Annotated in this window: 16 protein-coding genes and 2 pseudogenes; 8 read left to right on the top strand and 10 right to left on the bottom strand. The window is 58.6% G+C overall.

Annotation, left to right across the window (positions count from 1 at the left end; translation table 11 throughout):
- Positions 1 to 50 precede the first annotated feature (50 nt).
- The 4 genes from HMPREF2757_RS09915 to efeU form a co-directional block, all read right to left on the bottom strand.
- Positions 51 to 1,181, bottom strand: a complete 1,131-nt coding sequence (locus HMPREF2757_RS09915) for an aminotransferase class V-fold PLP-dependent enzyme (protein ID WP_070576114.1) — start codon at positions 1,179 to 1,181, stop codon at positions 51 to 53.
- 90 nt (positions 1,182 to 1,271) lie between these two features.
- Positions 1,272 to 2,567: an iron uptake transporter deferrochelatase/peroxidase subunit gene (efeB, locus tag HMPREF2757_RS09910; protein WP_070576111.1), complete on the bottom strand. Its 1,296-nt coding sequence runs from the start codon at positions 2,565 to 2,567 to the stop codon at positions 1,272 to 1,274.
- Complete coding sequence (gene efeO / locus HMPREF2757_RS09905; protein ID WP_070576109.1) at positions 2,564 to 3,814, bottom strand: iron uptake system protein EfeO; 1,251 nt, start codon at positions 3,812 to 3,814, stop codon at positions 2,564 to 2,566. The genes efeB and efeO overlap by 4 nt, the downstream gene beginning before the upstream one ends.
- Positions 3,811 to 4,806 carry an iron uptake transporter permease EfeU gene (efeU, locus tag HMPREF2757_RS09900; protein WP_070576106.1) on the bottom strand — a complete coding sequence of 332 codons (996 nt, stop codon included), beginning with the start codon at positions 4,804 to 4,806 and terminating at the stop codon, positions 3,811 to 3,813. Before efeU ends, efeO begins: the two co-directional genes overlap by 4 nt.
- 209 nt (positions 4,807 to 5,015) lie before the next feature.
- Here efeU and panC point away from each other — a divergent pair, with 209 nt between their 5' ends.
- From panC to HMPREF2757_RS09885, 3 genes are all read left to right on the top strand, one after another.
- Positions 5,016 to 5,909, top strand: a complete 894-nt coding sequence (gene panC / locus HMPREF2757_RS09895; RefSeq protein WP_070576103.1) for a pantoate--beta-alanine ligase — start codon at positions 5,016 to 5,018, stop codon at positions 5,907 to 5,909.
- A gap of 90 nt (positions 5,910 to 5,999) precedes the next feature.
- A complete protein-coding gene (locus HMPREF2757_RS09890) occupies positions 6,000 to 6,812 on the top strand; it encodes a DUF805 domain-containing protein (protein ID WP_070576099.1) in 813 nt (270 codons plus the stop codon).
- A 286-nt stretch (positions 6,813 to 7,098) separates the two neighbouring features.
- Positions 7,099 to 8,580, top strand: a complete 1,482-nt coding sequence (locus HMPREF2757_RS09885; protein ID WP_070576096.1) for an APC family permease — start codon at positions 7,099 to 7,101, stop codon at positions 8,578 to 8,580.
- Positions 8,581 to 8,637: 57 nt separating this feature from the next.
- On the opposite strand, the gene HMPREF2757_RS09880 is transcribed toward HMPREF2757_RS09885, so the two are convergent.
- Positions 8,638 to 9,885: a trans-sulfuration enzyme family protein gene (locus tag HMPREF2757_RS09880; protein ID WP_070576094.1), complete on the bottom strand. Its 1,248-nt coding sequence runs from the start codon at positions 9,883 to 9,885 to the stop codon at positions 8,638 to 8,640.
- A gap of 321 nt (positions 9,886 to 10,206) precedes the next feature.
- Here HMPREF2757_RS09880 and HMPREF2757_RS12245 point away from each other — a divergent pair.
- From HMPREF2757_RS12245 to HMPREF2757_RS09865, 4 genes and pseudogenes are all read left to right on the top strand, one after another.
- Positions 10,207 to 10,455 (top strand): annotated as a pseudogene (locus tag HMPREF2757_RS12245) (MFS transporter); the annotation flags it as partial.
- A gap of 115 nt (positions 10,456 to 10,570) precedes the next feature.
- Positions 10,571 to 11,599, top strand: a complete 1,029-nt coding sequence (locus HMPREF2757_RS09875) for an MFS transporter (RefSeq protein WP_256278307.1) — start codon at positions 10,571 to 10,573, stop codon at positions 11,597 to 11,599.
- A 187-nt stretch (positions 11,600 to 11,786) separates the two neighbouring features.
- Complete coding sequence (locus HMPREF2757_RS09870; RefSeq protein ID WP_070576090.1) at positions 11,787 to 12,509, top strand: alpha/beta fold hydrolase; 723 nt, start codon at positions 11,787 to 11,789, stop codon at positions 12,507 to 12,509.
- Positions 12,510 to 12,575: 66 nt separating this feature from the next.
- The gene (locus tag HMPREF2757_RS09865; RefSeq protein ID WP_070576087.1) at positions 12,576 to 13,052 is read left to right on the top strand and encodes a MarR family winged helix-turn-helix transcriptional regulator; all 477 of its coding nucleotides are present in this window, start codon (positions 12,576 to 12,578) and stop codon (positions 13,050 to 13,052) included.
- 129 nt (positions 13,053 to 13,181) lie between these two features.
- Here the strand turns inward: HMPREF2757_RS09865 and HMPREF2757_RS11755 are convergent, their stop codons facing one another.
- Entirely contained in the window at positions 13,182 to 14,681 is a 1,500-nt protein-coding gene (locus HMPREF2757_RS11755) for a hypothetical protein (protein ID WP_141750249.1), read from the bottom strand.
- 1,135 nt (positions 14,682 to 15,816) lie between these two features.
- Between HMPREF2757_RS11755 and HMPREF2757_RS09855 the strand changes: the two genes are divergently transcribed.
- The gene (locus HMPREF2757_RS09855; protein ID WP_083304230.1) at positions 15,817 to 16,716 is read left to right on the top strand and encodes a DUF1206 domain-containing protein; all 900 of its coding nucleotides are present in this window, start codon (positions 15,817 to 15,819) and stop codon (positions 16,714 to 16,716) included.
- Between the two features lie 117 nt (positions 16,717 to 16,833).
- Here the strand turns inward: HMPREF2757_RS09855 and HMPREF2757_RS09850 are convergent, their stop codons facing one another.
- The 4 genes and pseudogenes from HMPREF2757_RS09850 to HMPREF2757_RS11945 all read right to left on the bottom strand — a co-directional run.
- Positions 16,834 to 17,199: a GntR family transcriptional regulator gene (locus tag HMPREF2757_RS09850; RefSeq protein WP_019174168.1), complete on the bottom strand. Its 366-nt coding sequence runs from the start codon at positions 17,197 to 17,199 to the stop codon at positions 16,834 to 16,836.
- Complete coding sequence (locus HMPREF2757_RS09845; protein ID WP_070576081.1) at positions 17,199 to 18,191, bottom strand: hypothetical protein; 993 nt, start codon at positions 18,189 to 18,191, stop codon at positions 17,199 to 17,201. Before HMPREF2757_RS09845 ends, HMPREF2757_RS09850 begins: the two co-directional genes overlap by 1 nt.
- Before the next feature lie 237 nt (positions 18,192 to 18,428).
- A complete protein-coding gene (locus HMPREF2757_RS09840; protein ID WP_061941810.1) occupies positions 18,429 to 19,082 on the bottom strand; it encodes a biliverdin-producing heme oxygenase in 654 nt (217 codons plus the stop codon).
- A gap of 60 nt (positions 19,083 to 19,142) precedes the next feature.
- Positions 19,143 to 20,500 (bottom strand): annotated as a pseudogene (locus HMPREF2757_RS11945) (hypothetical protein); the annotation flags it as partial.

The following is a 20,500-nucleotide window of genomic DNA, read 5'->3' as shown; positions in this document are numbered from 1 at the left end:
ATGTGCGCCGTTGGTCACTGGGCGGCGCACACCATCACGCTTGACTGGCCTCAGCTTGTGCGGGCTTTGTCGATTCCGTCCAGCAGGCGCTCCACGGTGCCTTCGATGTCGTCCCATTTGTCGAGGCCGAAAAGTCCCAGGCGGAAAGTGCTGAAGTCTTCGGGTTCGCCTACTTTGAGCGGAACTCCGGAAGCCACCTGCAGGTCACCGGCCTTGAACTTCGCACCGGACTGTTCCTGTGGGTCGTCGGTGTAGACGACAACTACCGACGGAGCTTCCCAGCCTTCGGCGGCAACGGACCGGTAGCCGCGCTCAGTCAGCCCTGCGCGGACGCGCTCACCGAGTTCGATCTGCTGGCGCATGATCTTGTCCAGTCCGCGTTCTTTGGCTTCGCGCATGATTTCGAGGTTGTGCAGCATGGCGTCGGTCGGCATAGTCGCGTGGTACATGTGCTTGCCGGCGCGGTAGGTTTCCGACACGGTGTGCCACTTCTTCAGGTCCATGGAGAAGCTGCTGGATTCGGTTTTTTCCAGGCGGGCGAGCGCGCGTTCGCTCAACATGACGTAGGCCATGCCGGGCCAGCCGCTCCAACCCTTCTGGGGTGCGGAGATGAGCGCGTCAACGCCGAGTTCCCGCATGTCGACCCACAGCGCTCCGGAGGCAATGCAGTCGAGAACAAAGAGTCCGCCCTGTTCGTGAACGGCATCGGCGAGCGCCTTGATGTATTCGTCGGTCAGCACGATGCCGGACGCGGTTTCCACGTGTGCTGCGGCAACGACTTTCGAGCCCTGCTGTTTAATCGCGTCGACCACTTGGTCGACTGCAGGCGGGGCGAAAGCGGGTGTGGCTGAATCGTCAGAGGCGACAGCGGACACGACTTCGTGGTCGGTCAGTTTGCCCATTTCGATGATCTGCGTCCAGCGGTAGCTGAAGAATCCGTCGCGCACGATCAGCGTGGGCTGGCCCTCCATGAACTGGCGGGCAACCGATTCCATGCCGAAGGAACCGCTGCCGGGGATGACGACAGCCGCGTCTGCGCTGTAGGTTTCACGCAGCAGGCCGTAGAACTCCTGCATTGCGTCGACGAACTTCTGGGACATGTGGTTGACGGCCCGGTCGGTGAACACCACCGAGAATTCCTGCAGGCCGCCCGGGTCAACGTCTTCGCGTGGCAAACTCATGTCTCCAGCGTACCGCCGCGCAACTCCCGAGGTGCCTGTCCCTACCCGCTTGGCACCTCGGGATCCGTGTGGTCATCCGGGCTGTGCGGTTCAGTTCGATTCGAACAGGCCCTGCCCTATGTACTGGTCTGCGCTGACACCGGGAGGAACAAGGTAGGTTCCCGTGCCGGTGGTCTTGAGGTATTCCACGAACAAGTCGTCGCGCGCCATGTTCTTGTGCACGCGTGCGAATCGTTCGGGGCTGTTGACGAATGCGATGAAGAACAGTCCCGCATCCAGTCGGCCCTGTTCGTCATTGCCGTCGACGAAGTTGTAGCCGCGGCGCAGCATGCGCACTCCCCCGTTGTTCTTCGGGTGGACGCGGAACACGTGGGAGCGTTCGTCGATGACGGGACGGCCGCGTTCGTCTTTTGCGGTGAAGTCCGGTTCGCTGAATTCTCCCCCGCCGGTCAGGGGTGCGCCTTCTGCTTTGTCCCTGCCGGTCACGCGTTCCTGTTCGCCCAGCTGCAGGGTGTCCCACACTTCGATTGTCATGTTGATGCGGCGGGCCACGAGGTAGGAACCGCCGTGGGTCCAGGTTGGTCCTGAGCTGATCCACACGTGTTCGTCCAGTGCTGCGCCGTCTTCGGCTTTGATGTTGGCGGTTCCGTCTTTTTGACCGAAGAGGTTCCGCGGCGTTTTCTGGTCTTGTGTGGTTGATGAGGTTCGGCCGAAGCCCAGCTGTGACCAGCGCAGACGTGCTGTTCCGACGGCTATGCGAGTGAGGTTGCGGATTGCGTGGACGGCCACCTGGGGGTCATCCGCGCAGGCTTGAACACACAGATCGCCGTGGGAGCGTTCAGCGTTTATGAAGTCGTTGACCATCACCGGCATGGTCGCGAATTCTTCGGGCATGTGCTTCTTCAGCCCGAACCGGTCTTTCCCTTTTTCGTCTGTGAACAGCGTGCGTCCGAAGCCGAAGGTCAGTGTCAGCCCTGATGCGCTGAGGTCGACGGCTTCACCTGAATCGTCCGGTGGGAAGAGTTCTCCCCCGCCGAAGGCGCCCTTGGCGGTGACGTCGCCGCCCATCGTCAGCCGGCGGGCGGCTTTCGTCCATTTCTGAAGGAGTTCGATGACATCATCGCGCTCAGCCTTTTCTGTGAGGTCAAAGGCTGCGAAGTGCATGCGGTCTTGGGCCGGGGTGACGATCCCGGCTTGGTGTTTGCCGTCGAAGTCGTAGATGAGATCGCCGGGTGTCTCTTCTTGGTGCTGTGCTCGGGTGCTGGCGTATACCGCACCTGCGGCAATTGCCGCCCCGGCCGCCCCGCCGCCGAAGACTCCCAGGAGTCCTCGGCGGCTCAGCGTGTTCGCACCGCCGCCGTCTGGTTGGGCGTCCTCGCCGGTCATTCGCTTTCCTCGATGCCGAGCACCGTTCCGGTGAGCTTGGACAGCGGTTCGCGCAGCTCGTCGATCTGAGCGGTGAGTTCGGCCTGCTGTTCGGCGTTTACGGTCGCGTAGCTGGGGAAGCCCTTTTCGAGGCTGCCGTATTCGCCCAGCAGGTCTTCGAGCTCTCCGTATTCTGTGTCGATTTCGTCTGCGAGCTTTTTGCCTTCTTCGCCTTTGGATTCGGCGATGGGGCGAACGAGGTCAAACGCAATGCGCGATCCTTCGATATTCGCAGCGAAGTCGTAAAGGTCGGTGTGGGACCACCAGTCTTCTTCGCCGGTCACTTTGGACACGGCAACCTCTTCGAGCAGACCGGAGGCTCCGTTGGAGACGGTGTCGACGTCGATCTGGTTGTCTTTGATGAAGTTTTTGTCGTTGACGGTTTCGTTGAGTTTCTTGACATCGGACTTCAGCGCGTCAGCGATTCGCTTCCGGTCCTCTGGGGTACTGGGCTTCCAGGCTTCAAATGCGTCAGAGCCGTCGGAGTTGCGGTCGCCCTTCTTCGGCTCCCACAGGTCTTTTTCCATGCGGTGGAAGCCGGTCCACTCCTTGATTTCGGGGTCGTCTTTCTTCAGCTGATCTTCTTCTGCCAGGTAGTCGACTTCGCGGTAGTCGATGCGCGGGTCCAGTGTTCCCAGGGCTTCTGCGATCGGCTCGATCCGTTCGTAGTGCACGCGGGTCGATGCGAAGAGGTCCCGCGCTTTTTCGTCTTCGCCAGCCGCGTAGGCGTCAGCGAACTTTTCGACCTTGGGTTCGAGTTCCCCGGTTTCCTTTTGGACGAACTTGACGTAGTCGGCAACGACTTTGTCGAACAGCTCTTTGTCGCTGCCGGAGACTTCGACTGCTTCGCCGGTGACCTTGAAGTCTGTTTGGCCGATGTTTGCGCCGCGCAGGCCGGGTTTGCATGCAGTGAAGTAGTCGCCCGGCTGCAGTGAGACGGTGAGGTCGGCTGTTGAGCCCGGCGCGATGTTCTCTTTTTCTGCCACAACGCGCAGGCCGTCGTCGCCGAGGATGTAGAACTCAGTGACCTTGGTGCCGGTGTTCTCGATGCTGAAGGTGCGTGTGCCGCTGTCGGCAGAATCTGCTGAGACGTCGCACTTGTCGTCGGCTGCGCTCACGCTGATGCTGTCGCCGTCTGCTGCTGGTTCGCACGCGCTCAGCAGGGCGGTTCCAGCGATGACCGCCAAGGCAAGGCCGGTTTTCTTCATGATTCTCCTTGTTCTGATGAGCTGACGAGGTGCCGCTCGTCTTGGGTGTTTGTCTTCGGGTTGGCCGTTTTCGCGTCTTCGATGCGCTTTTTCTTTGCCCTGCGGGTGCCCAGGGTTCGACGCACAAAAGGTGGGATGACCAGGACCATGTAGATGAACCAGGCTGTGACTTCCAGCCAGCTCATCTGCGGTACGAAGCCGACTGTGCCTTTGAGCAGTGCGGCGATGAAGCTGTCCGGGGCGAAGGAATCGGAGAAGTCGAAGGCCCATCCGAAGGGGAACGCCGCACCCCAGAAGGGGTAGTCCGCGAATCCGGTGAGGACTTCTCCCGTACGGGGGTGTGTCGGACTGATGGGGGCGCCGGAGAACGGTCCGGGCAGAACGGCGGCTTCCTGCAGGTCGTGGATGCCGTAAGCGAGGATTCCTCCGGCCACGATGAGCAGGAATGCTCCCGACCAGGTGAAGAACCTGCCGAGGTCGATCTTGAGGACTCCCTTGAACAGTCCCCAACCCATAAGAACGGCTAGGCCTATGCCGAGGAATGCGCCGGCGAGCGCGGTGACGGTGTCGGTCCAGCCCCACAGGATGAGGGTTGTTTCGATGCCTTCGCGTGCAACTGAGACGAATGCGAGGACGGTCAGCGCTGTCCCGCTGCCCGCCGTGACTGCGGCGTCAACCCCGGATTCGAGGCTTTTCTTCAGTTTGGGGCCGCTGGTGACCATCCATACGACCATGGCGGTGATCATGACGACTGCCAGCAGGGACATTGATCCGCCGATGATTTCCTGCGCTTTGAAGCTCAAGCGGGAGCGACCGAACGTGAATACTGCGCCGAGCACGGCCGACAGGATGACTGCTGAGACGACGCCGAACCAGATTCGGCGGCGCAGATCATCACGGCCCAACTTGCGAGCGTAGGCGATGAGGATGCTCACGATGAGCGCGGCCTCAAGGCCTTCGCGCAGGCCGATGAGCAGAGCGGCTAGAAACATGGTGTCCTTTTATCGGGCAGCGGTATTCGCTGTGTTCTCACAAAACCCTGCCTGTTTCACCACCGCGCATCAGCATTACGCAAGACTTTTCAGTGGTAATGAGGTAAGGCTCACCTAATATACCCCTATTTGCATGTCTTCTGCACCATTCCGCCGCGGGTCTACCATTGGTGCGGCTGGTTGAACGCCGACTGTGCCTGGGAGGTTGTATGTCTGTTGTCGTTGCCCGCACCGTGAAAGAGCTGCGCGCTGCTCTGCAGCGTCTGCTGCGCGAACGAGACGGCGACACTGTCGGCCTCGTTCCCACGATGGGTGCGCTGCATTCGGGCCACGAAGCGCTGTTCCGCGCCGCCCAGGGCAATTCCGTTGTTGCCGCATCGATCTTCGTCAACCCTCTGCAGTTCGACGATGCTGAGGACTACGACAACTATCCGCGCACCCTGGAAGCTGATATCGAGGTGCTCGATCGTGCCGGTATTGACCTTGTCTTCGCCCCCAGTGTCGAAGAAATGTATCCCGGTTACCCGGACGGTCCGCTGGTTTCCGTGACAGCAGGAAACATGGGGCGCGTTCTTGAAGGCGCGTCGCGTCCCGGGCACTTCGATGGTGTGACGACGGTCGTGGCGAAGCTGTTCAACATCTTCAGCTCCCCAGCACAGCTGCACGCGTACTTCGGACAGAAGGATGCCCAGCAGCTCATGATCGTCAAGCGCATGGTTGCCGACCTCGACATCGACGTTGAGATTGAGCCGGTCCCTACGGAACGCAGCCTCAAGGGCCTTGCCATGTCCAGTCGCAACCAGCGGATGACCCCGGAGGAAAGCGAAGCCGCGCTTATCCTGTCCCGCGTGCTCACAGAACTTGCCGAACGTGCCGAAGCCGGTGGTGAGCTCCACCTCGACCGGCTGCGCGAAGAAGTCAACAGCACAGAGGGAGTCACCCTTGACTACCTGACCCTGGTCAATCCGGCAACGCTCGAGGTGACCGAGCAGCTGCCCGCTCTAGCGCTCATTGCCGCTCACGTCGGGCCGGTCCGGCTGATTGACAACATGATGATTCCCGCGCCTGCAGACAGTCGGTCCTCTTCTGAAAGCCAAGCTTGACGGCATCGGCATAATGGTTGCTGGTTATGCTCCGGCCGCTGACCTTAGAACCTCACCACACTGGCCGGGACACCTAAGAAAGCAAAGACTATGAGCAGCTACCCAGGCAGCAACGACCCCTACAATCCGGACTTCAATCAGCAGAACGACGCCGGCCAGAACAACCCGCAAGACCGGTACGGTCAGCAGGACCCCTACAGCCAGCCAGGTGCGTATGAACAGCCGAACCAGCCATCGCAGCCTGGCGCATACGGCGGACAGACTCCCTACAGCCAACCTGGCGCATACAGCCAGCCCGGCGCCCAGCATCCAGGTGCCTACAGCCAGCCCGGCCAGCAGGACCCCTTTGCCCAGCCCGGCCCGTTCGGTGCGAATGCAGCCTACGGCCAGCCGGCACCTCAGCTGCTGACAGCTGATGACTACCGCGCGCAGGGAATGCCGCTTCCGCTCAGCCAACCGGTTTATGGCGTTTCCATGATGGAGGCGTACAAGCGCTTCTGGAAGAAGTCCTTCCGGTTTTCCGGATACGCTTCGAAATCCGAGTACTGGTGGCCGCAGCTGATCAACGGCGTCATCATGCTGGTTCCCATGCTCGCTGTGATCATCATCCAGATCGTCATCGCGGTTTCAGCAGCGACAGCCTCGAACCCCGACGCCGCCGCCATGGGGGCCGGAATCGCCGGCATCTTCGTGTTCCTCATTTGGGGCGCAGTCGTTCTGTTCAGCCTCGCCGTGATGATTCCGTCGCTGTCAGTCGGCTGGCGGCGCCTGCAGGATGCCGGATTCCCCGGCGCACTGACATTCATCAGCCTCGTTGTCAGCATCGTCGTCTTGGTCATGTGCGCGCTGGAAACCAAGCCGGAAGCACGCCGCCCAGAATGGGAAGACACGACCGGCGACTGACACACGCAAACTGAACACATCGCTGAATCGATGAGGACTGGGGGCGCCAGCGTGCTGAAGCACTGGCGCCCCCAGCGTGTTGTTGGCCGGTTCTCTCGTTGCGTGCTGCCCGCTCTTGGGTGCGGATCTGCTCTGATCCCGTGGCGAATGCTGCATGGTTTTTGACGGGGCCGTGTAAGCACAATGTGATTTTGAACATAAAAGGCTTTATTCTTGCTGGGCACAGTTCCACAGACCCTCGGACTCGTCGCACTTGCGTGCGAGGGCCGCTGACAAAGGAGACAGCATGAACGCGCCGGAACAACAGGCGGGAAGCTACACACAGGTTTCCCACGACTCCATCTTCAAGAAAGCCATGGGCCGACTCGATGCGCTGTTCGTGGGCTTCGGCGCCATGATCGGCTTCGGCTGGATTGTTCTGGCTGGCGGTTGGATTGAACAGGCAGGGACAATGGGCGCACTTCTGGCATTTGCCGGCGGTGGCGTCATCATGGCGTTTGTCGGTGTTGTGTACTCCGAACTTGTCGCTGCCATGCCGCTTGCAGGCGGTGAGCACAACTACCTCATGCGCGCTATGGGGCCGAAACTGTCGATGATCGGTTCATGGTGCATTGTCGGCGGCTACATCACAGTGGTCATGTTCGAGGCCGTCGCAGTTCCGAAGACCGCGCTGTACCTGCTGCCGGACATTGAAAAGATCTTCCTCTGGAACGTCGCAGGCTTCGATGTGTACCTGACCTGGGCGCTCATCGGCGTTGTCACTGCGATTGTTCTGACCTACATCAACATCCGCGGCGTGAAGGTCGCGTCGCTCGTGCAGACGTTCGTTGTTTCGTTCCTGCTGATTGTCGGTCTGCTGCTGGTCACCGGTGCGGGTGTCGGCGGCGAAATGAAGCACGTCGAACCGTGGTTCTCCGGAGGGTTCACCGGCTTCGCACTGGTGTTGACCACCGTGCCGTTCCTCTTTGTGGGCTTCGACGTGCTGCCGCAGGCTGCTGAAGAGATCAACGTCAAACCTCGTCAGATCGGCAAGCTCGTTGTTCTGGCCGTGCTCATGGCCGCCGCCTGGTACGTGGTGATTATCTTCACCACCTCGATTTCGATGCCCCACAGTGACATTGCCGTGCTCAACGCCGACGGGGGTCTGGTCACGGCCGATGCGCTGTCAGCCATGCTGGGTCATCCCACGTGGGGCAAGATTGTCATTGCCGGTGGTCTGGCGGGCATCATCACCAGCTGGAACGCGTTCCTCATGGGTGCGTCCCGTCTGATGTGGGCACTTGCACAGTCGGGCATGCTGCCGGCGTGGTTCGGCAAGATTCACCCCACCTACCGCACGCCGATCAACGCGCTGCTGTTCATTGGTGCGCTGTCGGTTGTTGCGCCGTTCCTCGGTTCGGCAATGCTCGGCTGGGTTGTCGATGCCGGTTCCCCAATGATCGTCATCACCTATTTCCTCGTGTCGATCGCATTCGTGCAGCTGCGCAAGAAGGAACCTGAAATGGAACGCCCCATGCGCGTCGGAGGCAAGGGCAACGGCGGCATTGTCATCGGTGTCATCTCGGCTTTGCTCTGCCTGTTCCTGTTCTTGCTGTACCTGCCGGTCACCCCGTGGTCGGCTCAGCTTGAATGGCCGTCATGGCTGATGTTCGGCCTGTGGCTGGCTGTCGGCGTCGTCCTCATGCTCCGCCTGCCCGGCGGTGTGCAGCCGGGACCGAATGCCGAAGCTGAGCTTCTGAAGAAACTCGGTCGCGAGTCCCACCGCTGACCAACGCACGAGGTGCCGCTCACCTTCTCAGGTGAGCGGCACCTCGTGCTTTGTCAGTCAGGCAACGGGGCCGAAGGTGGCATCGAGAGCCGCTGCGAGATCGCCGATGATGTCCTCAGCTGCTTCCAGGCCGACGGAGAACCGCAGGTGACCCCACTTTTGGAACTCGGGTGGGTAGGCGGCAACGCGAGGACCCTCGGTGCCGACGTGCACAATGAGCGATTCGTCATGTCCGAGCGATACCGCGGAGGTGACCACGCGCAGATTCGCCACAAAGCGGTTCTGGGTGTCGGAATCTCCTTCAACAGCAAAGGCCAGAACACCACCAAAGCCGCGGTTTCCGAACAGACGTATGGCGACCTCATACTGTGCGTGCGACTTCAGACCCGGATAGGCGACGTAGGCAACTCGAGGATCAGCGTCGAGGAACTCGGCCACCTTCTGGGCGGAGTCCAGGTGCTGGCGAAGCCGCAGCGGCAGGGTGATCGAGCCGCGGTTGATCAGCCACGCGTTGAATGGCGAAATGATGCCGCCCACATCGACCATCGCGTCCTGTTTGATTGGGCGGATGGCGTCGCGGCTGCCGACGACCGCACCGCCCATCGCGTCGCCGTGACCGTTGATGTACTTGGTCAGCGAGTGCACCACCAAGTCCGCACCGTCTTCCAGCGGGCGGTACAGGGGTGGCGGGGTGAACGTCGAATCAACCACCAACAGGGCATCGGCCTTGTGGGCAATGTCCGCAATCTTCGGGATGTCAGTGATCTTGGTTGTCGGGTTTGCGATGACCTCAACGTGCACCAAGCGTGTGTTCGGGCGAATGGCGCTTTCGACTTCTTTGGGGTCGCTCGCGTCAACGAACGTGGCCTCAATGCCGTACTTCTGCGGCAGCAGTTCTTTGAACAGGCGCCATGTGGCCTCATAGGTGACATCGGCAACGACAATGTGGTCACCTGACTTGAGATAGCTGAAGAACACCGCGTGCAAAGCGGCAACACCGGAGGCGAGCGCGACAGCGTCCTCGCCGCCTTCGAGTGCTGCCAGTTTCTGCTGCAGAGCCAGCTGGTTAGCACCCGAATTGCGGGTGTAAAGCGGAACATCGGTGCCGGACCAGCTGACGTTGGATGGGTCCTCGGGCAGAGCGTAGGAGTTCGCCAAGACAATCGGCGTGCGAATGGCACCCGAACCTTGATCAATCTCATTGCCGACGTGCACCGCCTGAGTCGTGAAGTCGAGACTTGAGGGGTCGGATTTGTCGGGACGTTTGGCTCGGGGCTGGAAAGACTGAGGTGTGTGCGTGCTCATGCGGTCACGATAAAGCTCGGTGGTGGTTCCCGGTGTTCTTCTGTACATGATTTCGTCACACAGAGCCCAGGGATCCCCCGTGCAGCGGCTTAAGCGGCCGCTTTGCCACTGTCTATGAAGCGCGTCACGTAACTTACGGGCCGAGTGGAAGTCTTGTTAGCATCCGGATGCGGCACCTTTTCTTTCTGCAGCCGCCGTCACCCCTCGTTATGGGGCCCTCCAAACTGAAGGCTTTTCAACGTGCCTGAAACGTCACCAAACGCTGTTATTCCGTCGACGGTGAAATGGGTCCTCACCGTTCTTGTGTCAACCGCATTCGTCATGATGTTGAACGAAACCACGGTCGCGGTTGCGCTTCCGTCCATCATGAAAGACCTGGGGATCGGTGCGGACCTTGCTCAGTGGTTCCTCACCGGATTCCTTCTGACCATGGCGATTGTGCTGCCCATGACCGGATGGATTCTGGGCAGGTTCACCACACGATCGGTGTTCTTCTTCGCCACCATCATCTTCCTGGTCGGCACGATCGGCGCGGCGCTCGCACCAAACTTTGTGATCATGCTGCTTGCCCGCGTTGCCCAAGCAATCGGCACCGCGATCATCATGCCGCTGCTCATGACCGTCACAATGCTCATGGGTTCCGGCCAACCGGCGCGGCACCATCATGGGTCTGATCGGTGTAGTCATGGCAGCTGCACCCGCCCTTGGCCCAACGGTTGCCGGTCTGATTCTCAGTGTGACCAGCTGGCACGGAATCTTCACCATCATGGTGCCGCTGGTGGCTATCGCGACGATTATCGGCGCCGTCAAACTGACCAACGCCAGCGAACGCACCTCCGAAGGCATTGACGTGCTGTCCATGATCTTGTCTGTATTCGCCTTCGGTGGCCTGGTCTACGGTTTGAGCTCGATCAGCGTGATCACGGCTGGTGGGCCGGAGGCACGCACCCCGGTAACCATCCTGGTCATCGGCATCATCGGTCTTGCGCTGTTTGTATGGCGCCAGATTGTGCGCGGCAAACACGGCAACGCACTTCTTGACCTGCGCCCGCTGACCAACCTCAACTTCACCCTGTGCCTTCTTGCCATGATGGGCTTCTTCGCAGCCCTGCTGGGACTCATGAACACTCTGCCTCTGTTCATCCAGGGCGGGCTGATGGCCACCGCACTTGTTACCGGACTTATCACCTTGCCCGGCGGCATCCTGGAATCCGCGCTCTCTCCCATTGCGGGGCGCCTGTTTGACCGTTTCGGCCCCAAACCGCTGCTGATTCCCGGCATGCTGATTGCAGTGATCAGCATGTTCGTATTGGCTGCCGTCAGCGAGAACACCAGCCCGTGGCTTATTGCTGTGATCTTCACGGCTTTCGCAGTTGGCTTGGCCATGATCTTCACACCCGTCATGACCACGGCACTGGGTTCGCTGCCAAAGCAGCTGTACGGTCACGGTTCAGCCATCTTCAACACGATGCAGCAGCTGGCCGGTGCTGCTGGAACCGCGCTCATGATCTCGATTTACGGTTCCGCTCAGGCCCGTGCACTCAGTTCTGGCCTTTCCGAACAGGGCGCACACGCCGATGGTGCGGGTGCCGCTTTCATCACGTGTGGTTTCGTAGCACTCGGAGCGCTCATCGCAGCAGTTTTCATACGCCGCGTCCCCACGCAGGAACGCGAACGCGAACTTGTGGAGCTCGAAGAGCAAACTGTCAGCTGACACCATCGGCCGAACAGGCGCCGCTGCCGCCCCGACCCCGCCGGAAGACGGCGAGGAAGGGTGTGGTGTGCGGCGCCTCGTTCTTTGTGCTGGGGAACTGAGCCCGGCGGTGGGTGCTGTGGTCAGCACTGGGGCCGGCATCGCGTGTGATTTAGATGTCGTGACATCTATGTCATAGGATTTAATTATGGAGTTACCCACGCTTGTCTACGTCCCCTGCTTTTCCGGCGCGCCCTGGAACACCGAGAGGCTTACCGCCCTTGCTGGCTATCCCAGCCTCTCCCCCGCTTTGCCCGAAGGGGTTAACGACATTGAACGGTACGCGGATGTCCTTGCTGCTGAAGTCTCTGGCCTTAATCGCTACGTATTGGTTGGGGATTCTTTCGGAGCGAATATCGCTCTGGCACTTGCTGTTCGCCAGCCGGAAGGGCTTACTGGTCTTGTGATGTCGGGAGGTTTTGCGGCTAACCCGTTGTCCTCAGCCCTGTCGAAGAACGTGATGCTTGCTATGGCCAAGTTGCGCGGTGCGGCGTACAGACAGCTTGTGCTGCGGGTCCACGCGCATCGTCTGTCCTCACCACACGATTTCGAGGGTCAGGTGCCGTGGTCAAAGGATGACAGTCGTAGCCTCTTCTTGGAGAACACACCGGCACAGTCTTTCGGAGCGCGCGTGAGAGCGGTCGTAGCCGCTGACTACACCGAGCAGCTGAGCCAAGTGAATGTTCCGACACTTATACTGACACCATCACATGACACCCTGATTGGTGATGACGCCGCCCGGGTACTGCGGGAGGGAATACCGCACGCGCGAGAGCAGGTTCTTGAAAGGACTGGGCACATGTTTCGGTTCAGCCACCCAGAAAGCTATGCCCAAGCGGTCGCAGACTTTCTTGCCGGCGAGTCGCTGTAGGTTAGCAGCTGTTGGGGTTGCAGGCTTAGTCGTTGTTGTGGGCTATAGGAGGAATTCGGTGATCTCATGGAGGCTGCGGAAGAGCTTCGCTACTTGATTCTTGCTGCCCAGCGCGAGGGAAACCGGGTGTTAGCGCAAGGCCTGCGGCCATTGGGCCTGACGCCGTCACAGTCCGAAGTGTTGCGAATCGTCCAAGTGCACCAGCCACTGACCTTGCGTGAAGTGGGTGAGCTGCTTGTGTGCGACAGCGGGCAGAGCCCCAGCAGACTTGTGGACAAGCTTGTGGAAAAAGGCTTTATTGACCGCGCCGTGGCAGAGAACGATCGGCGCAACGTGGTGCTTTCGCTGACAGAAGCTGGCGCTGGTGTCTGCGAACAGGTTATTGCCATTGAGAATGAGCTGTATACGCTGATCGACGAGGCGATTGGGGACAGCGACCCTCGGTCGACGACTGAGTTGTTAAGGAACATAGTCGCAGGGACAGTTGCTGAAAAAGCACTATCAATCCGAACCGGATACTCCCCTTCCGATGACAAGAATTAACCAACATTGTTGCAGATCCTAACGACGGAAATGTTGCCGCTTGCCTGATCTATTCAGTCACACACCAGGTCCGACGTTGACAACCGGGCGTAGCGACTATCAAAACCGATCTGTTGATTTCAGCAACAACTAGTTGCGCCGATATGAAGAAAGTCTTGAACAGTCTGAAGTTGAGGGCGAGAACGGCGAATCCGGTACTGGGCTCTTTCCAAAGTATAGCTTCTTGTGGCCAAAGCGCGACAAGCGGTCAGCCCCACAACTGCACTGGATTGCGGCAAGTTGTTCGCTAGCCGCACCTTCCAGTTCGATAAGAGCTGCTGACACCGAAGCAAAAGTTCTTTTAGAACAAAAACACAGGACTAGATCACACAAAATTACAAACGCTAAGAGACTGAGCAACGGATTGAACCATGGATACCAGATAAGGTCTTCACAATCCTGAATTATAAGAAAACTTCCAGCCGGAAGCATTAGGTTAAAGCCCACACAAAACGCAGTCACTACAACACGGAACCAATTGACAAGTCCTTTTGAGCTGATTTTAGAACGCACAAAAGAACCATCTACGACAAAAGAACAGAATATTATGCAGGGAAACACCAATCCTATTACACAATAAAATAGGGTTATCGTTACCTGCTCAGATGGCGTGCCGTATCGGCTGTCGACACCGTCAGTAAGTTTAATTCCAATAGCCACAAGAGTCACAAACCAAACTATCTTAATCGCTACCGAATCTTTAAGCTTCCTAAGACGTCCGGGACTCGGAGCAACGAAATGTTTAGAACCAAACTCAATTCGGCGGATTAAGTATTTAAGTGGTTGTACGGAGCTGTCTCCCAAACTGGCATGGTTTAATAGACTACGATACTTCCATATATCGTTTTGAACTACGAGGAAGACCAGAACGTGCAGCAAAACCAAAGGAAGCGTCAACCAGAATGGCATCACGTCTACCGGGCGTCCATCCCCACAAGTGTGCTTCCGGAACATTTCGGAAATTATCCCTAACAGCAAAACCGCTGAAGATAAGATTATAACAAAAACAAAAATAACAACTTCGCTCCCCTTTAGCTGCGTGGCACGTGAAGTGAAGCTATTTAAGTTATCCTTGATGTTTTTTAGTTCATCATTCGCAGACTGCCACCCTTTTATGGCACCGTTCCCGCCTCTCACATCACTTCTAAATTGTTCTCTATTGCCGGAGGACCACAGGCTATATTGTTCGATGAACCTCCTGCATCTATTTAGAAACCCAACTTTTAGTTTTGTTAAATTTGAGGATTCTTCTTCCACACGTTTCGTAAGGATTCGAATTACAAACTGCCAAATCGCAATGGCCGTGACCACAGAGCTGCTGACTGTTACGACACTTCCAAAATCCTTATTGTTGATCGAATCCAGAAGATCAACAAGCGCTGGTATCCTGGAACTCCCTTTTTGCAGGGCTTTAATGATACCTATTGTCCAGAGCATTATTGCGGCGACGACAATGGAACACAACATGAACCCGGCCACACTGAGGAAGACAGAAAGTCTTTTGCTGTCGCTATAAGTGCGTTCATCAGTAGATTTTGGTGAAGATTCATCTTGGATGTTCGTGGGCACCTGGCCGTACTTCCAGGCCACGTACCAATTATACCCGTTCCCGATTTTATTAAGCGAAATTTTGTCGCATTTTGACTTTTTATTTTGTGTTCTTGTGGTGTTTGGCAAATGTTTGTATTTCATCGCGTTTGCTCTTCAAATATTGTTTTATACCAGACGTTATCGAAGTTTACTGCGTTGGCATCGCTTGTGTTCTCTAACAATTGCGGTTTCTCTCAACGATCCTATGGTCCCATTGTAGATTCTTTCGACTATCTACGCTGCTTAGTATGGTGGATTTAGTTTCTGCGCTTTATCTTAGATTACATACTGAAGGCCTTTTCCACTAGTTTACGTTTTACGAGCTGGTGTTAGCTGGCCTGGTGCCTACAGGTTTGGGGTCTAGTAGTATCGACGCAGAATTTTCCTCTACGTTAGCGATTCTTGTCGTTTTTGGTCTTACGAATGCAGGTCAGGGCGCCACACTCTTCACAGCGAGCTTCGTTCCACCCTCCCACAGGCCGTATCCTCTGCTGAAAGTGCTTGGTCCGACTTTGCAAAACTTCTTGTTTGGTTAGCAACTCTGTAAGTAGTAATGCGTTGATTTTAAGTTTTTAAGGAAACTCGCACGCTGATTAGTATTTCGGTGCCTGTTGAGAACAGACTGATTTGTCCTTTTTGTTTCTTCATGTAATCGCGCACTGGAGCACCCGTCGACTTTGTACACATTCTCTCATTCAAGTGGAACTTCTTTGTTCTCTCTGCGCATAGTTCGAACCTCACCCCCGCTAGATGTCAATTTACTTCGGCGCCTAGTTGTTCGTCATTTTAAATCTATACGTGCTACGAGATTTGCTACTGCCGCCTCCACATTCGAATTCATTAGTTCAAGTTGGCTCTAAAAGCTAACCCATCTTCTGATGGTTCTTGAATTCACGCTGGGCCGCTCAGTTTCTCGGGTGAGCGGTACCTTGTGCTTCGTTGTTGAGCCTGGAACACGTCGATGGGTGCGGCGTCGTGCAGTGACTGAGTTTCGAATAGGTAAGCGGTGTCGAACAGGTTGGCCTGACACAGGTCCACTACTTTCTTACAGACCTCCACACGCTCGATCGCGCTCGACTGTCGGCAGGCGCGTATGACCGGGGCATGCCCCGGAGCGCTGAACTAGATTGATCCCATGAACGACATTTCCGAAACGGCCAAGAACGCAGCTGCAGAAGCAGAGAACGCAGCCGACAAAGCTGGCAACGCCGATAGCCAAACCGTCCAAAAGGCAGGTAAAGCTGTTCAGCAGAGCAGGATTTACCGAGCATTCGTGACCGTCGGCCTCCTGGCCTACGGCTTCGTGCACTTGATGATCGCCTTCATCTCCGTGCAGATCGCCTGGGGCGGCGATGCGGGCGGCCAAGAAGCTTCGAACTCCGGAGCACTGCAACAGGTCGCGCAGCAGCCGATGGGCTCTGCTGTACTGATTGTCTGTGCAGTCGGATTGGCTGCCCTCGTCATCTGGCAGCTGATCGAAGCGGCCATCGGAAACCAGCAGTATACGGACAAAAGGCGCCTCTGGAAACGCTGCGCCTCTGCCTGCCGCGCTGTCGTCTACGCCGTCCTGTGCTTCACGACCGTTCGCGCTGTCACTGGCAGCGGCGGAAACAGCGAGAACAGACAAGAAGGCGTAACAGGAAAAATCCTCACTGTGCCCGGCGGTGTCGCCATCGTACTGCTTATCGCGCTTATCATCGCCGCTGTCGGCGTCGGGCAGATCGTCACCGGTGTACTTAAATCGTTTGAGGATGACCTCGACGGCGGAGTTCACACATGGGTCAAGCGCTTGGGCCAGATCGGATACATCACCAAGGGCCTAGCCATCATCCTGGTCGGCAGCCTGTTCGGGTGGGCTGCTGTCTCCCACGACCCTGACAAGGCCGGCGGCACCAACTCGGCACTGCGCACGCTCGTCGACCAGCCCTTCGGCCCCTATCTGCTCACACTCGCAGCGCTGGGCCTCGCCGCCTTCGGAGCCTTCTGCGCCGTGTGGGCCTTCAATGCTCGTCACGAAAGGCCTAAGAACAACTGACCAAACCCCATTAAGCACGAGGTGCCGCTCACCTTTTCAGGTGAGCGGCACCTCGTGCGTTGTGTTGTGGGCCTGAACCCGGACAGCAATTGCGGCTAGTACTGTGACCGCAACCAATCACCCTTTCTTCAGTTCAGCGAAAGCCCGCTGCAGCAGTCGGACTGCCGCGTCGACGTCGATGCCCTGTGCGCTGAGTGCCCTGGCGTGAGCGCGGGAGGCCTCCAGTGCGGGATCGGTGTCATCCGGGGTGTCTTCCGTGACGATCGTTCCGTTACGCCCGGCCGTGCGCACATAGCTACGGCGTTCCAATTCCCGGTACGTGCGCGCCACGGTGTTGGGGGCGAGTCCAAGGTCACCGGCCAGGCGGCGCACCGCCGGCAGACGAGCCCCCGGCGGCAGCTGACCCGATTCGATTTGGGCCATGAGCTGATCGCGCAGCTGTTCATACGGCGGAACATCACTCTTGGGGTCGATGCGCAGCATTACTTGCCCTCCCCCTGTTCGCCGGTGGCTGGGTTCTGGTTGCCGGGTGCGGCAGCTTCCGAGGTGCGGCTGATCTCAGCCGGCGCGTTCGGCCACAGCTTGCGCCACGGGGTGCGGTTCAAACGTCCCGGCAGAAGGGGCAGGGTGACCATCGCCGCAGCAACAAGGCCGATGATGAAGGCCGCGAAGGCGAGCGTGATTGTCAGGTCTTCTGCTCCTTCCCGCACAGCTGGGCGCGATACGACGTCAACAACGCTGATCAGCGAAAAGATTGCCGCGACGACTGCCATGGCCACCGCGTTGTCACCCAGTGCACGCAGGGCTGTTGTGCGTTCTGCGTCATCCCATGCCAGTTCGAGGTCGTTCCCTGCGTGCTGCGGGCTTGCCACAAGTTTGTGAGCGGCGTAGAACATGACGGCCCACATGGCCAGAAGCACAATATTTACCCCGGTAAGAGCAGCAAATCGACCGTCGAACTCAGCCGGCATGTGCGGAACTTTGGCGGCGAGCACCCACATTCCGACGGTGCTGATAACCAGTGATGCGGGGACCAGGAAGAAGCAGATCACTTCGCTCTTGCTGACGTAGTCCGGCACGGTTGTGTGTATTGCTCGGGCCACCCGTGGGCGGTCTTCGGCAAGGGGCGTCGTGCGCAGCACCGGCAGCAGACTGCCGAAGGCGCTTCCCACCGCGAGCCCACCCAAAACAAGCGGTGCGTAAACGGCTTCTCCGTTATCCCAACCGGCAATCAGCCGAAGGAGAGCCACTGCGAGGAAGCCGATCAGCAGGCCCCCAATTGCCCACGTGAGCGATGACCGTTCACGGCCGACCAGCCGATCGGTGATCGCCGGACGAAGATCACCGGGAAGTGGGAGTCCCTGTTTGGCTGCGTGCTTATCGATTTCTTTGGTGTTCACTTTGCCGAACCCGCCCGTGAAGGGAGCTTGGGCCAGCACTACGCCGATGATGATCACAATCCAGAATGTCTGCATCGCCTCTCCTTTCGTATCAATACATAAAACAATGTACTGATACAAAGCTGGGGTGCGCAACCCCCTTCAGGAAAAACACAGAAAAAAGGACGAGGTGCCGCTCACCTTCTCAGGTGAGCGGCACCTCGTTCTTTGTATGGGGGTGGGGCCCCAGCGGGGCACGCCGCGGCGAAGCAGCGCTACAGCACCAAAGCGCTCATCACCTCGACACCCACCACGCTTGTCAGCTGGGAGCGGTCACAGTCCGCGCGCTGCTCCGAGTTCGCGGAAGATCGCCTTGTTCAGGCGGAAGCCAAGTTCGGCTTCGGCGATGAGAGCTTCCTGCTGTGCTTCGCTCAGCGACACAGCGTCAAGCTTGGCCCTGTAGTCGTCCTTGAACAGCTTCGGCTTGTCGATTCCGGGGAAGCGCCACATGTTGAGTGCTTCGTCTTCGATCGAGTAGTGCCGCTTGACCAGTTTGCCGATTGCCAAGCCGCCGGACAGGTCACCCAGGTAGCGCAGGTAGTGGTGGGCCAGCAGCTGTTCGGGCTCAAGCCCAGACTGGAAGCGCTCTGCCAGCAGGCGCGTTGCTGTGACCGGCACCGGCGGCTTCCTGTCAGTGCCGAGCAGCTGGTCGAGGTCGTCATTGATTGCCTGCGTGCGTGCCAGTCCGGGGTGGTCGAACATTGCGAGCACCGAACCCGATGATGCGGCCTGCACAGCCGATTCCAGTGCCGGATACAGCACTGCGTACTGTTCCAGCAGCGCAATGTAGGCTTCGCGGTCGAGTTTTCCTCCCATGAGGTCGACGATGAACCGTTCGGATTCGGCCGCGCTGTGTTCGCGCTGGGTTTCTTCGCGCAGTCGCTGTGAGAATGACGCGGTTTCCGCGGGTGGGACTGTGATGGTCATGTTTCCTCCACGAGGTGTTGGCCCGGTTTCGGGGTTTCTTTCTTTTTGTCTGTAAGTGGTTTAGGTCCAGGTGCTCGGGTCGAGCCCGATACTTCTGCGCAGCAGCCAGCCGATTCCGACCGTTGCGGCAATGCCTGCGGCTGCGGTTGCTCCGCCAAGCCCCCAGCTCTTCGCACTGATTGAGCCCATACCCTCGGATCGGCGAGCTTCGGCTGCGGTGGCAGCGAAAGCGGTCTTGTCTTCCACGTCTGCCGGCTGAGCATTGGGGCTCTGCGGCAGAGCGCCCGGCCCACCGCCGGACCCGGCAGCACCGGGGCCGCCAACAGTGCTTCCACCGGGCACGGTTGAACCGGTTCCGGCTGCACCGCCTGCACCGGCTGCGCTTTGACCAGGTTTGGCCGGTTCTGACGCTGGGGGCTCGAAGCTGTTGTCAAAGGCAACCGTCAGCGGCAGCGCGGGTTTGCGTGCGTCTGCAATTCCGCCCGAGGAGTACCAGTAGGAGCTCTGCCCGGTTTTGACGTTGAAGTCGACAAAGCTCTTGGGGAATGAACCCCATTCGCTTCCGGTGCGGTCCTGCGGCGTCAGACCGCCGCCGGCTTCGTATTCAACTCCCTGGTAGTCGGGGGTGACGGTGAATCCGCCGTCCTTGACTGCCTTGTCCACATCGAGCCCGGAGAATGTGGCCAGTGTGATGGTTTCGGACTTCAGCTTCTCCCATTTCGACAGGTCTTCCATGTCTGCGCCGTAGCCGGATGCGGTACCCGTCAGCTCGCCCTTGCCGTCCTTTGTGACGGTCAGCTTCGGATCGGCGACCGACCAGTAGGTCATGCCGGAGTAGAACACGATCGTGAATCCGCCCTCCCAGCTGGCAGTGATTCCGCCGTCCTCGAAGTCAATGCTTCCGGCGCCCATGTTCAACCGCGATTCGTGGTGCGAGTTCTTGTCCGCTGCCACGACTCGCCCGCCGTAGCGGTCATCGCACTTGTTCTGCCATGTTGCGGTGTGGAACTTGCCGGATGCGTCGGGCTTTTCGATTTTCACGTTGCCGTCGCTGGGCTTGTACAGCTTTCCGGGTGCGTCCCACACAACCGCTCCGCCGTTGTCCGGGGACACGCCCGCGGACAGGAAGTTGCAGGTGCCGGGTGCGAACCCACCGGCGCTGCTTTCCTTGTTGATCGCCCAGAACAGGGTCGCGTCTGATCCCTTCGGGGTTTTCGATGGCTTCTTTTCTTCTGACGAGGTGCCGCCCGGCTTCTCCTTGCTGTCTCCCCCGGTGTCGGGTTTCGGCTTGGGCTGCTGCGAATCAGTCGGAGGCTGTTCGGGCACGATCGGGGTGCCCGTGAACGACACGCTCAGCGGACTGGGCTTCTTGCGCACATCAGCGGCTCCGCCGGAGGTGTACCAGTACTGGGTCTGGC

Source organism: Brevibacterium sp. HMSC063G07, from assembly GCF_001810665.1.
GTDB lineage: Bacteria > Actinomycetota > Actinomycetes > Actinomycetales > Brevibacteriaceae > Brevibacterium.
Note: the sequence above shows the minus strand (reverse complement) of the source record. Positions and strands in the feature narration are given on the sequence as shown.

Bases quoted from the DNA above. Each gene is read 5' to 3' on its own strand.
- efeO (WP_070576109.1), bottom strand. From the start codon at position 3,814: ATGAAGAAAACCGGCCTTGCCTTGGCGGTCATCGCTGGAACCGCCCTG.
- HMPREF2757_RS09850 (WP_019174168.1), bottom strand. From the start codon at position 17,199: ATGCTGCGCATCGACCCCAAGAGTGATGTTCCGCCGTATGAACAGCTG.
- HMPREF2757_RS09870 (WP_070576090.1), top strand. From the start codon at position 11,787: ATGGAGTTACCCACGCTTGTCTACGTCCCCTGCTTTTCCGGCGCGCCC.
- HMPREF2757_RS09880 (WP_070576094.1), bottom strand. From the start codon at position 9,885: ATGAGCACGCACACACCTCAGTCTTTCCAGCCCCGAGCCAAACGTCCC.
- HMPREF2757_RS09845 (WP_070576081.1), bottom strand. From the start codon at position 18,191: ATGCAGACATTCTGGATTGTGATCATCATCGGCGTAGTGCTGGCCCAA.
- HMPREF2757_RS09890 (WP_070576099.1), top strand. From the start codon at position 6,000: ATGAGCAGCTACCCAGGCAGCAACGACCCCTACAATCCGGACTTCAAT.
- panC (WP_070576103.1), top strand. From the start codon at position 5,016: ATGTCTGTTGTCGTTGCCCGCACCGTGAAAGAGCTGCGCGCTGCTCTG.
- efeB (WP_070576111.1), bottom strand. From the start codon at position 2,567: ATGACCGGCGAGGACGCCCAACCAGACGGCGGCGGTGCGAACACGCTG.
- HMPREF2757_RS09840 (WP_061941810.1), bottom strand. From the start codon at position 19,082: ATGACCATCACAGTCCCACCCGCGGAAACCGCGTCATTCTCACAGCGA.
- HMPREF2757_RS09865 (WP_070576087.1), top strand. From the start codon at position 12,576: ATGGAGGCTGCGGAAGAGCTTCGCTACTTGATTCTTGCTGCCCAGCGC.
- HMPREF2757_RS09885 (WP_070576096.1), top strand. From the start codon at position 7,099: ATGAACGCGCCGGAACAACAGGCGGGAAGCTACACACAGGTTTCCCAC.
- HMPREF2757_RS09875 (WP_256278307.1), top strand. From the start codon at position 10,571: ATGGCAGCTGCACCCGCCCTTGGCCCAACGGTTGCCGGTCTGATTCTC.
- HMPREF2757_RS09855 (WP_083304230.1), top strand. From the start codon at position 15,817: ATGAACGACATTTCCGAAACGGCCAAGAACGCAGCTGCAGAAGCAGAG.
- efeU (WP_070576106.1), bottom strand. From the start codon at position 4,806: ATGTTTCTAGCCGCTCTGCTCATCGGCCTGCGCGAAGGCCTTGAGGCC.
- HMPREF2757_RS09915 (WP_070576114.1), bottom strand. From the start codon at position 1,181: ATGAGTTTGCCACGCGAAGACGTTGACCCGGGCGGCCTGCAGGAATTC.